We start from the raw sequence: 7,800 nt of genomic DNA on the forward strand, positions 1-7,800 counted from the left end.
ACGTACCGGCAGATGACCATCCCACGGGGCAGAGGGCCGGGTGCCTGCACGGGCTACAGGGGGACGGCCACGGCCGTGAACGTCGTCTCCGGGGTCTGCGGGCTGGTGAAGCGCGCGTTGACCAGGTAGAGGCGGTCGCGGAAGCGGGCCGCGGTGGCGGGGACGTCGAACCGCGGGTCGGTGATCGAGCGGCGCAGGGTGGCCGTGGTGGCCCGGGCGTCCAGGTCGAACACGGTGACCACGTTCAGCCGGTTCTGCACCACGTACAGGGTGCGGCCGACGCGGACCAGGCCGTCGCCGTTGACCACGTCGTCCGCGCCGGACAGGGCGATGCGCCGGGCCCGCCCGGTCTCCAGGCTCACCCGGTACAGCTCGCCCGGCGTGCTGCTGACCACGATCACGTCGCACCCGTCCGGTGTGCTCACGATGCCGTTGGCGTTGATGACGTCGGGCAGCTGCTCCCAGTCACCGGTGAGCGGCAGCACGCGGACGCCGCCGCAGCCGCGGCCGCGCGGCACGCCGTACAGGACGGCGTCGCGGGAGTCGGTGAACCAGGCGCGGTCCGGGAACAGCACCACGTCGTTGACGAAGTGACCGCTGCCGGTGGCGAGGTGGTGGGTCCCGCGCAGTGCGCCGGTGCGGGCGTCCACCAGCCGGGCGGTGCCGCCGGCGCCGCCCGCCACGTACAGCAGGCCGTCGTCACCGAGCTTCAGGCCGATGGCCGTCAGGCCCGGGGCGCCCTGGTGGAGGACCGTGCCCCGGCCGGTGCGCAGGTCGGTGCGGTGGATCGCGCCGTCGGCGCGGGAGCCCAGGTAGGCGTACGGGGCGCGGCCGATGGTGATGCCCTCGGGCAGCCAGCCGTCGGGCAGCGGGAACTGTGTGGGCCAGGCGGGCCGCCGGCCGGCTGCCTCGGCGGGGCCGGCCGCCGCGGCGAGCGCGGCGACGGCGGCACCGCCGAGCACGGCACGCCGGGACGGCAGGGGGCGCTGCGGGTGGTTGCGGGTCATATCTCGGGCCTCCGTGCGGGATGGGGGTGGGACCGGACACGGGTGGGGCAGGTCCGATACAACCCGATGGACCCGCCCTCACGCGTGGAACGACCCGAACCCGACAGGTTCTCGACAGCGCCCGCCCGGCGTCAGGCCGCCTTCACCTCGTACGCCGTCACCCGCACCGTCTCGTCGTCCAGGCACCGGCCCGACTCCAGGTCGAAGCGCTGCTTCAGCAGCGGCGAGGCGACGAAGGGCCGGCCCTGGTGGGTGCCGGTCAGTCCGCGTGAGAGGACCGCCGCGCCGGTGAAGGGATCACGGTTGTCGATGGCGTAGAGCCGTCCGGTGCGGTCGGCGAAGACGGCTGCCTGGCGGCCGTCGGGCAGCAGCGCGGCCACGCCGCGGCCCGGGATCAGCGTGCTCAGGTCGCAGACGGTGAACCAGTCCTCCGCCAGGCGGAGCCGGACCTTCAGGTCGGTGGTCTCCAGTGCCAGGGTCATCGCGTGGCGCTCCCTTCCAGGGCGTCGTCGGCAGGTCGCAGGCCGATGGTCAGCAGCGGCAGGTCGGGCTTGATCTGGTCGCGTTCGGGAACGAAGGCGACCACCGGGTCCGGGGTGTCGGGCGCGTTCACGAAGGACACGAACCGGGCGAGCTTCTCCGGGTCGTTGACCGTCTCGGCCCACTCGTCGCGGTAGTGGGAGACGTGCGCGGCCATCAGTTCCTCCAGCTCGTCGCAGATGCCGAGGGAGTCGTGCACGACCACGTCCCGTACGTGGTCCAGGCCGCCGGGGATCCGCTCCAGCCAGGCCGAGGTGCGCTCCAGGCGGTCGGCGGTGCGGATGTAGAACATCAGGAACCGGTCGATCAGGCGGACCAGTTCGGCGTCGGACAGGTCCTGGGCGAGCAGGTCGGCGTGGCGCGGGGTGGCGCCGCCGTTGCCGCCGACGTACAGGTTCCAGCCGCTCGCGGTGGCGATGACGCCGAAGTCCTTCGAGCGGGCCTCGGCGCACTCGCGCTGGCAGCCGGAGACCGCCGACTTCAGCTTGTGCGGCGACCTCAGCCCGCGGTAGCGCAGCTCCAGGTCGATCGCCATGCGCACGGAGTCCTGGACGCCGTAGCGGCACCAGGTCTGGCCCACGCAGGACTTCACCGTGCGCAGCGACTTGCCGTAGGCGTGCCCGGACTCGAAGCCGGCGTCGACCAGGCGGGTCCAGATCAGCGGCAGTTGCTCGACGCGGGCGCCGAACATGTCGATGCGCTGGCCGCCGGTGATCTTCGTGTAGAGGCCGAAGTCGCGGGCGATCTCACCGATCACGATCAGCTTCTCCGGGGCGATCTCGCCGCCGGGGATGCGCGGCACGACCGAGTACGAGCCGTTCTTCTGCAGGTTGGCCAGGAAGTGGTCGTTGGTGTCCTGCAGGGCCGCCTGCTCGTCGTCGAGGACGTAGGTGCTGGCGCCGATCGCCGGGGCGAGGGAGGCGATGATCGAGCCGACCGCCGGCTTGCACACCTCGCAGCCGTCGCCGCCGCGGGCGGTCTCGCGGCCGTACCGGTCCAGCAGGTCCCGGTAGGAGGTGATGCGCAGGGCGTGGACGATCTCGTACAGCTCCTCGCGGGTCTGCGCGAAGCAGCCGCACAGGCCCTTGTCGACCTCGACGCCGCTCGCCTCCAGCTCGGCGGTGACCAGCTGGCCGAGGACCTTGACGCAACTGCCGCACGTCGTACCGGCCTTGGTGCACTTCTTCACCTCGGGCACGGTGGTGCACCGGTGCTCGGTGACCGCGCCGCGGATGGTGCCCTTGGTGACGTTGTTGCAGGAGCAGATGATCGCGTCGTCCGGCAGCGCGGCCGGCCCGAGCTGCGCGGGCGCACCGGCACCGGCCGGCAGCACCAGCGACTCCGGCGGCACCGGCGGGACCGAGCCGGTGAACGCCTTCAGCGTGCCGTACGCCTCCGCGTCGCCGACCAGGATGCCGCCGAGCAGGGTGCCGTCCCGGCCGACGACCAGCTTCTTGTACAGACCGGCGCGGGAGTCGGAGTAGACCACGTTCAGGCAGTCGCCGCCGGCGCCGTGCGCGTCGCCGAAGGACGCCACGTCCACGCCGAGCAGTTTCAGCTTGGTGGACAGGTCGGCGCCGGTGAACGTCATCTCGTCGGTCCCGTCGGCGGCGATCGCCGCGGCGGCCGTCTCCGCCTGCTCGTAGCCCGGCGCGACCAGCCCGTACACCCGGCCGTCGGCGGCCAGCGCGCACTCGCCGATCGCGAAGACGTGCGGGTCGGTGACCGTGCGGCACCGCTCGTCCACCGTGATGCCGCCGCGCTCGCCGACCGCGAGACCGCAGTCGCGGGCCAGCTGGTCGCGGGGGCGGACACCGGCGCTGAACACCACCATGTCGGTGGCGAGTTCGGAGCCGTCGGACAGCTTCATGCCGGTGACCGCGCCGTCCTCGCCGACCACGATCTCCTGCGTGCCCACACCGGTGTGGACGGACAGGCCCATGTCCTCGATGGTGCGCAGCAGTGCCGCGCCGCCGCCCTCGTCCACCTGGACGGGCATCAGCCGGGGCGCGAACTCCACGATGTGGGCGTCCAGGCCGAGGCCCTTGAGCGCGCCGGCCGCCTCCAGGCCGAGCAGCCCGCCGCCCACCACGGCGCCCGTCGTCGCCGTGGACCGCGCGTACTCCTCGATCGCGAGGAGGTCCTCGATGGTGCGGTAGACGAAGCAGCCGGTGGCGTCCTTGTTCGGCACCGGCGGCACGAACGGGTAGGAGCCGGTGGCCAGGACGAGGACGTCGTAGCCGAAGACGCGGCCGGACCGCGCCGTGACCGTCCGCGCCTCGCGGTCGACGGCCTCGGCCGGGTCGCCCAGGTACAGCTCGATGCCGTGCGTGTCGAGGAACTCCCGGTCGGTCAGCGACAGCTCCTCGGGCGTCCGGCCCGAGAAGTACGAGGTGAGCTGGACGCGGTCGTAGGCGGGGCGCGGCTCCTCGCACAGCACGACCACGCGGTGCGTGGCGGTCAGGCCGCGCCGGGCGATCGCCTCCAGGAAGCGCTGGCCGACCATGCCGTGGCCGACGAGCAGGATCGTGGGGGATGCCCCCGGGGTGGCGGTCATCAGGAGCCTCCATCGTTGGTGAGCAGGTGGAGCAGCGGGCCGCCGTCGGACGGGAGCGGCTCCGCTCCCTCCCAGGCGCGCGCGAGGGCGCCGACGGTGCCGAGTGCGCCGACGAGGACCCCGCCGACGAGGCGGTCGTCGCGGACGACGACCTTGCGGTAGGTGCCCCGGGTGGCGTCGGCGAGCTGCACGACGTCGTCGCCGGGCAGCGCCTCGGTCTCGCCGAACGCGGCGAGGTCGAAGGAGCCGCCGGGGCCGGCGAGCGGGCCGGTGAGCGTCAGCCGGGTCAGGGAGCGGGTGCCGGTGTAGCGGGCGCGGGTGTCGCCGGCGAGCAGCGCGGCGAGCGCGTCGGCCTGCTCCAGGGCCGGGGCGGCGAGCCCGTAGACCGTGCCGGCGTGCTCGGCGCAGTCGCCGACGGCGTGGACGTACGGGTCGGAGGTGCGCAGCGCGTCGTCGACGACGACGCCCTTGCGGACCTCCAGGCCGGCCGCCTGCGCGAGGCCGGTGCGCGGGCGCACACCGCAGGCCAGCACCACCAGTTCGGCGTCGAGGGCGTAGCCGTCGGCCAGCTCCACCGAGCGGACCGCGCCGCCGACGCAGCGCACGTCCCGCACCCGGCACTCGGTGTGCACCTCCACGCCGAGGTCGGTGAGGTGCCGTCCGACCAGCGCGGACGCGGCCGGGTCGAGCTGCCGTTCCATCAGCCGCTCGGACTGCTGGGCGAGGACGACCTGCGCGCCGCGCACGGCGAGCGCGCGGGCCGCGGAGACGCCGAGCAGCCCGCCGCCGATCACCACCGCCCGCACGCCCGGCCGTACCGCCTTGGCCAGGCCCAGGCAGTCGTCCATGGTGCGGAAGGCGTGCACGCCCTCGGGCAGCCGGTGGTCGCCGGTGAACAGGCCGCGCAGCGGCGGCAGCACCGGGTTGGAGCCGGTGGCCAGGACGAGCCGGTCGTACGCGGTGACCGAGCCGTCCGCGTGGGCGACGGTCCGCCCGGCGCGGTCGATGCCGGTGATCCGGGCGCGGACCAGCTCCGCGGGCGCCGGCAGGGCGATCACCTCGGGGCCGTAGCGCCCGGCCAGCACCTCGGCGAGCAGCACCCGGTTGTACGGGCGGTGCTCCTCCTCGCCGATCAGCGTCACGGGCGTGCCCAGCTCGCCGAGCCGCCGGGCGAGCCGTACGCCCGCGAGGCCGGAGCCGATCACCACCACACGCTCATTCGAGGTCATGCACTGGAGCGTGCGGTGCCGGTGTTACCCGGCAGCATCACCTCTGTTTCCCGCGCGGAACGCTGCCCTCAGTACGGGAGCGGGCGGGGTGTGAGGGTTCCGGACGGGCGGTGGGGTGCTGCTGTGAGCAGCGCAACGTCAGCCGCAGCCCATCTCGATGGACGCCACATCTATCGCGTCCATAGGGTCATGGTCATGCCCGACATCTCCCTGACCACGGTCGTCCTGCTCTGTCTGGCCGCCCTCGCCGCCGGCTGGATCGACGCCGTGGTGGGCGGCGGCGGGCTGCTGCTCCTGCCCGCCCTGCTGCTCGGCCTGCCCGCCGGCACCCCGGCCGCGCACGCGCTGGGCACCAACAAGGCGGTCGCGATCGTAGGCACCACGGGCGCCGCGGTGACGTACGCCCGCAAGGCGCCGGTCGACGTGCGGACGGCCGTGCGCATCGGACTGGCCGCGCTGGCCGGATCGTCGGCCGGTGCGTTCTTCGCGGCCGGGATGAGCACCGAGGTCCTCAAACCGGTGATCATGGTGGTGCTGCTCGCGGTGGCGGCCTTCGTGATCCTGCGCCCGGCCTTCGGCACCGCACCCGCCACCGGCCCGGCGACCCGGCGCCGCATCCTCGCGGCGATCGGCCTCGCCGGGCTCGGCATCGGCTTCTACGACGGTCTCGTCGGCCCCGGAACCGGCACCTTCCTGGTGCTGGCGCTCACCGCGATCCTGCACCTGGACCTCGTCACCGCCTCCGCCACCGCCAAGATCGTCAACTGCTGCACCAACGCCGGGGCCCTCGCCACGTTCGCCTGGCAGGGCGCGGTGCTGTGGCAACTGGCGGCCCTGATGGCCGTGTTCAACCTGGCGGGCGGCACCTTCGGCGCGCACACGGCGCTGAAGAAGGGCAGCGGCTTCGTCCGCATCGTCCTGCTGACGGTGGTCTTCGCCCTGGTGGCGAACCTGGCGTACGAGCAGTGGTCGGCCTGACCGGATGACCCGGCGCGGCCGGTCCGGTCAGGCGCGGCCGCGCGCAGCCAGCAGGTCGACCAGCCCCGCCGTGTCCTCGTCGCCGTGACCGTCGGCGACGCGGCGGGCCATCAGCTCCATGTACGGCGTCAGCAGTTCCGCGCTGACGCGCTGCTCCTCGGCCGTGCGCAGCAGGGTCGCGTTGCCGGCCGACTGCATCGCGAGGTTGGACACCACGCCGCCGGTGAAGTCGCCGCCGGCCAGCCGCTCGGCCGTCTGCTGCACCGACGACGTCATCGCGGTGAGCCAGGAGGCGAGCAGCGGCGCGAAGTCCTTCGGCGCGATGTCCTCGCCGCGGACCAGCGCGAAGGCGTGCGTGATGCCCGCGAACAGTCCGCTCATCGCGCTGAGCAGCGCCACGTCGTGCAGCGCGGCGAAGCCCGGGTCGGCCCCCACGTACTGGGTGCCGGCGGGGACGGCGAGGGTGTCGCGGTGCTCCTCGAACAGGTCGCCCGAACCGCTGTAGAACACGTAGGCACCGGACTCCGGGTGCCCGACCATCGGCGGTACGGCCATGATGCCGCCGTCCAGGAAACGGGCGCCGCGCGAGACGGCCCAGGCGGCGCGGGCGCGGCCCTCGGCCGGGGTCCCGGTGGTGAGGTTCACCAGGTCCCTCCCGGTCAGGTCGGCGTCCTCCAGCGTCGTACCGACGGAGGCGTCGTCCAGCAGGCAGGCGATCACCAGGCGGTTCGCGGCCACCGCCGCGGCGGCGCTCGCGGCGACCGTGGCGCCGTCGGCGGCGAGGGCGGCGGCGCGTTCGGGAGTACGGTTCCACACGGTCACCGGGTGGCCGGCGGCGAGCCAGGCACGGGCCAGGGCGGTGCCCATGGCGCCGGTGCCGAGAAGAGTCAGGGGAGTGCGGGAAGCAGGGACGGTGGCAAGGATGTTGTCGCTCATGAGGACCAGGCTCGCCGCGGGCGAAGCCCCAGCTCAAGTACGTACTTCGAGGTGGGCGCTTACCCCGGGGAAAGGGTGCAGGCAGCGACGGTGGACGGGGTGACGGGATGGCGGCGGTACGGCGGCCGGGTGCGTACGTGTGCGGGATCGACGCGGCGATGGACGTGATCGGCGGCAAGTGGAAGGTGCTCATCCTGTGGGCGTTGAGCGAACGGCCGCACCGCTTCGGCGAACTGCGCCGCAGCGTGCCGGGCGTCACCGAGAAGGTGCTGGCCGCGCAGTTGCGGGAGCTGGAGGCGGACGGCATCGTGCACCGCGAGGACTACGACGAGGTGCCGCCGCGGGTGGAGTACTCGCTGACGTCCCGGGGCGCCGACCTCAACGCGGCGCTGGAGCCGCTCGGCGATTGGGGCCGGCGGAACGTGATCGGGGACGCCTACCGCGGGGCGCCGGAGGACGCCGCGCCCGTCGCGTCCTTCGGGGTGTGACCGCGGGAGCGGCCCGCCGCGGGTCACGACGTCCGGCCGGCGTGCGCACACGTCCGCAGGACGGG

At 73.7% G+C, this 7,800-nt stretch carries 7 protein-coding genes; 2 read left to right on the forward strand and 5 right to left on the reverse strand.

Annotated elements, in window-relative coordinates; genetic code table 11:
- Positions 1–53: 53 nt before the first annotated feature.
- From FGW31_RS23565 to FGW31_RS23580, 4 genes are all read right to left on the reverse strand, one after another.
- Positions 54–1,007 carry an SMP-30/gluconolactonase/LRE family protein gene (locus FGW31_RS23565; protein ID WP_142195478.1) on the reverse strand — a complete coding sequence of 318 codons (954 nt, stop codon included), beginning with the start codon at positions 1,005–1,007 and terminating at the stop codon, positions 54–56.
- Between the two features lie 131 nt (positions 1,008–1,138).
- Positions 1,139–1,489, reverse strand: a complete 351-nt coding sequence (gene nirD / locus FGW31_RS23570) for a nitrite reductase small subunit NirD (protein ID WP_142195479.1) — start codon at positions 1,487–1,489, stop codon at positions 1,139–1,141.
- On the reverse strand, positions 1,486–4,104 hold the full coding sequence (gene nirB / locus FGW31_RS23575) for a nitrite reductase large subunit NirB (protein ID WP_142195480.1): 2,619 nt from the start codon (positions 4,102–4,104) through the stop codon (positions 1,486–1,488). The genes nirD and nirB overlap by 4 nt, the downstream gene beginning before the upstream one ends.
- Positions 4,104–5,333 (reverse strand): NAD(P)/FAD-dependent oxidoreductase, encoded by a 1,230-nt coding sequence (locus FGW31_RS23580; RefSeq protein ID WP_142195481.1) that lies wholly within the window; start codon positions 5,331–5,333, stop codon positions 4,104–4,106. Before FGW31_RS23580 ends, nirB begins: the two co-directional genes overlap by 1 nt.
- Positions 5,334–5,528: 195 nt before the next feature.
- Between FGW31_RS23580 and FGW31_RS23585 the strand changes: the two genes are divergently transcribed.
- Positions 5,529–6,311: a sulfite exporter TauE/SafE family protein gene (locus tag FGW31_RS23585; protein WP_142195483.1), complete on the forward strand. Its 783-nt coding sequence runs from the start codon at positions 5,529–5,531 to the stop codon at positions 6,309–6,311.
- 27 nt (positions 6,312–6,338) lie between these two features.
- Here the strand turns inward: FGW31_RS23585 and FGW31_RS23590 are convergent, their stop codons facing one another.
- Complete coding sequence (locus tag FGW31_RS23590; protein WP_142195484.1) at positions 6,339–7,247, reverse strand: NAD(P)-dependent oxidoreductase; 909 nt, start codon at positions 7,245–7,247, stop codon at positions 6,339–6,341.
- Positions 7,248–7,354: 107 nt separating this feature from the next.
- Between FGW31_RS23590 and FGW31_RS23595 the strand changes: the two genes are divergently transcribed.
- Positions 7,355–7,735: a winged helix-turn-helix transcriptional regulator gene (locus tag FGW31_RS23595; RefSeq protein ID WP_142195486.1), complete on the forward strand. Its 381-nt coding sequence runs from the start codon at positions 7,355–7,357 to the stop codon at positions 7,733–7,735.
- The last annotated feature ends 65 nt before the right edge of the window (positions 7,736–7,800 follow it).

The sequence above is a fragment of the Streptomyces calvus genome (genome assembly GCF_006782915.1).
Classification (GTDB): Bacteria; Actinomycetota; Actinomycetes; order Streptomycetales; family Streptomycetaceae; genus Streptomyces; species Streptomyces calvus.